At 72.7% G+C, this 3,519-nt stretch carries 1 protein-coding gene and 1 pseudogene; both read left to right on the top strand.

What is annotated here, in order from left to right:
• Positions 1-342 (top strand): annotated as a pseudogene (locus C8N24_RS34505) (right-handed parallel beta-helix repeat-containing protein); the annotation flags it as partial.
• A gap of 310 nt (positions 343-652) precedes the next feature.
• Positions 653-3,519, top strand: a 2,867-nt coding sequence (locus C8N24_RS33500; protein WP_245972065.1) for a PKD domain-containing protein, incomplete at its 3' end; no start/stop codon positions are given.

Here is a 3,519-nt window from a genome sequence, read left to right as displayed (position 1 = left end):
GACAACGGCTCGACCATCCGCCACAACACCGTCGTCTACGCCGCCAGCTGCATCTACAACAGCCCCTGCGGCCAGATCGACATCAACCGCAAGACGACGATGTCGCCGGGCACCGGCACCGTGGTCGTCGACAACATCGCCACCGAGATCCTCGTCCAGAGCGGGTCCACGCTCGCCCAGCGGCGCAACAACCTGCTGCGCCGCAACGCCACCAGCAGCGAACGCATCGGCATCCCCGTCTTCAGCGGCGGAGCCGACCCCAGCAGCTACGCCGGATTCCTGCTGGCGCCGACGAGCCCGGGCAAGGGCACGGCGTCCGACGGAACCGATCCAGGCGTGTAGCCACTCGCCCCACGCACGTCTCGACCGGCCCCGCACAGGGGCCGGTCGTCGTTCTGGGGTGACGCCTTAGCACGGGTTTCGTATCGACATTGTCCGCGCGACGACAACGGGCGTGTTGAGGTGTATATTCGTCCACGGTCGAGACGGGTGGTGCTCTGCATGCCCGCCGGTCAACAAACGGGGCTCGCGCATGGTCAGCGCGGGCCAGAGTCAGACATCACAGCGGTGAGTCGCGTGTCGGCACGCCCACCGTAAAAGAGAGGTCAGTTTGTCGCGGGGACGTCCCGCGCGCATTGGTCTGCGCGCGCTCATGCTGGTCATCGTCGGCACAGCTGCGGTGGGCTCGGGGGGAGCCACCGCGATCGCCGCACCGCCTGCTCCGACCATCACCTCCCCCGCCAGCTACTCGTGGGTGGCGACGTCCAACGTGACCGTGAGCGGTCGCGCGGCGGCCGGCGCCGTCGTCGACGTCCTCGTGGACTCGGTCTCGAAGGGGACGACGACGGCGAGCTCGAGCGGCACCTGGTCGCGCGCGGTCCCGATCCCCGACGGCGCCTATCTGCTGACGGCCACCGCGTCCGACAGCTCGGGCAAGTCGCCTCAGTCCTCCGTGACGGTCGTCCGCGTCGACACCGTCGCGCCGGTCGCTCCCGCGATCACCGAGCCGGCGGGCAGCACCGTGCCGAGCTCGTTCACCGTCCGCGGCACGTCCGAGGACAGCACGACGGTGGAGGTCTACGAGAACGGCTCCTCGCGCGGCACCACGACGGTGACGCGAGGCGAGTGGACGCGTGACGTCACGCCGTTCACCACGGGCGCGCTGACCTACACGGCCCGCGCCGTGGACATGGCGGGCAACGTCTCCGCCACGTCGTCGCCGAAGACGGTCGTCATCGGCTCGGCCACGCTGCCGGACACCTACCTCGACGGCGCGACCACCGGCGCCACGTCGACGTTCACGTTCAGCTCGTCCGCCCAGCGCCCGGCGTACGAGTGCCGGCTCGACGGGCCGGGCGGCGCGACCGGCAGCTACCGCGCGTGCACGTCGCCCGCGGTCTACTCCGACCTCGCCGCCGGCAACTACACCTTCCTGGTCCGCAGCACGGACGCGAGCACCGGGCTCGCCGACCCGAGCCCCGCCAGCCGCGCCTTCTCCGTGACGGTCGCCCAGCCGGCGACGCCGATCATCTCCTCGCCCACCAGCGGCGTCTGGAGCCGCTCGTCCGCGATCACGCTCTCGGGCACCGCCGACGCGGGCTCGACCGTCACCATCCGCGAGGACGGCACGACCCGCGCCGTCGTGACGGCGTCGATCGCGCGCACCTGGAGCGCGACCGTCACCGGCGCGAGCGACGGCGCGCACACGTACACCGCCCGCGCTTCCTTCGCCGGCGGCGGCGTGTCGGCCGACTCGCAGCCCGTGATCGTCCGCGTCGACACGCAGGCGCCCGCGAAGCCGGTCCTGACCGCGCCGGTGGACGGCGCGTGGAGCAACAGCTCGACCGTGTCCGTCGCGGGCGCGGGCGAGCCGGGGTCGGCGCTGTCGATCTCCGACGGCGCGACCGTCGTCGCCGGAGCGACGATCCCGACCGCCGGCACCTTCTTCCTGAACCTCGGCGCGGCCGACGGCGCGCACCGCTACACCGCGGTCGTCACCGACGCGGCCGGCAACGCCTCGAGCGCCTCGGACGCGCGGACGGTGACCGTGGACACGCGTCCGCCGGTCGCGTCGATCGTCAGCGGCCCGAGCGGCAGCATCACCGTGCGCACCGCCTCCTTCGGCTTCACCGCCGACGAGCCGGTCGCCGAGTACGAGTGCCGCCTGAGCGGGCCGAGCGGCTCCGGCTCGTTCGAGGAGTGCACCTCCCCGGCCGCCTACTCGGGCCTCGGGGACGGTACCTACACGTTCAGCGTCCGCGCCACGGACTTCGCCGGCAACGTCGCCCCGTCGGTCTCGCGCACGGTCACGGTCGCGGTGCCCACCCCGACCGCCACGCCGACCGCGACCGCGACGGCCACCGCGACGGCGACCGCCACCCCGACGGCCACGGCGACCGCGACCTCCACGCCGACCGCGACGGCCACCGCCACCGCCACCGCGACCGCCACGGCCACCCCGACGGCAACCGCCACCGCGACGCCGACCCCGGTCCCGCCGACGGCCCAGTTCACGTTCTGGCCCACCGCCCCCGTCGCGGGCCAGACCGTCACGTTCAACGCGGGCGGCACCTGCGCCTCGACGCCCTGCACCTACACGTGGGAGGACGTCGGCGCCGACGGCTCGTCGGCGTGGTCGCTGGGCACCGCCCGCAGCCTGGCGTTCACGTTCGTCAACCCCGGGTCCAAGTACGTCCGGCTGACGGTGCGTGACGCCGCCGGCCAGACGGCGGCGTCGGTGAACACCGTGACCGTGGCCCGCGCGACGGCCACGCCCACGGCGACGCCGACCGCCACCGCGACGGCGACGCGGACCCCGACGGCCACGCCCACGGCGACCCCGACGGCCACCGCCACCGCGACGCCCACGCAGACGCCGACGGCCACGCCCACGGCGACCCCGACCGCCACTGCCACCGCGACGCCCACGCAGACGCCGACGGCCACGCCCACCGCCACGCCGACGGCCACCGCCACCGCCACGCCGACGGCGACGCCCACGGCGACGGTGACCCCGTCGACGTGTGATCGCAGCGCGACCACGTCCACGTTCGCGAACCAGTTCTCGGCCGCGACGGCCGGTCAGACGATCTGCCTGGCCTCGGGCAGCTACGGCACGTTCAGGGGCTCGGCCAAGAGCGGCCCGGTGACCATCACCGAGGCGCCCGGCGCGTCGGCGAGCATCGCGCTGAGCTTCAGCGGTGCCAACAACATCGTGATCGACGGCTTGACGATCACCGGGGCGGAGGTGCTCAACAGCACCAAGAACATCACGATCCGCAACAGCGACTTCACCGGCGTGATCCGCCTGGACGGGCTCGCCAACAGCAACGTCCTCCTGGACCACAACACCCACATCAACATCAACGCGGGCGGCCAGTACGCCAGCCCCGCCCGCATCGCGCTCCCCTACAACAGCCAGACCCACTCGGGCGTGACGATCCAGAACTCGCTGCTCAAGGGCGGCGACTCCGACGGCATCCAGGGCGGCGTCGGCGTCAACATCATCAACAACGAGTT

This window comes from Solirubrobacter pauli (assembly GCF_003633755.1).
Lineage (GTDB): Bacteria > Actinomycetota > Thermoleophilia > Solirubrobacterales > Solirubrobacteraceae > Solirubrobacter > Solirubrobacter pauli.
This window is presented reverse-complemented; position numbering and strand designations above follow the sequence as displayed.